Source organism: Chryseobacterium sp. SIMBA_029 (assembly GCF_046535275.1).
GTDB lineage: Bacteria > Bacteroidota > Bacteroidia > Flavobacteriales > Weeksellaceae > Chryseobacterium.
Genome location: NZ_JAWRXA010000329.1, coordinates 1 through 271 on the forward strand (window position 1 = coordinate 1; position 271 = coordinate 271).

A 271-nucleotide genomic window follows, 5' to 3' on the forward strand; every position below is an offset into this window, starting at 1 on the left:
CTATACATAGTATTGAAGAAGATTTAAAAATCTCTGCCTGTGGAAAGGTAGATCTGAAATATTTCAACACGAATCTTCCAAAAATCCTTGAAGCAGTCAACCATAATTCTTGTTTACACAAAAAAATTGGTATCGATATCAAAGGAAATATAAAACATTGTCCATTAATGCCACAGACTTTTGGGAATATCCATACCTCAAACCTCGAGGAAACCTTTATACAAAGTGATTTCAAAAAATACTGGAACCTCACAAAAGACCATATTGAAGG

Annotated in this window: 1 pseudogene; it reads left to right on the forward strand. The window is 32.8% G+C overall.

The features are described 5' to 3' along the window. Window positions 1-271 (forward strand): annotated as a pseudogene (locus SB679_RS24330) (grasp-with-spasm system SPASM domain peptide maturase); the annotation flags it as partial.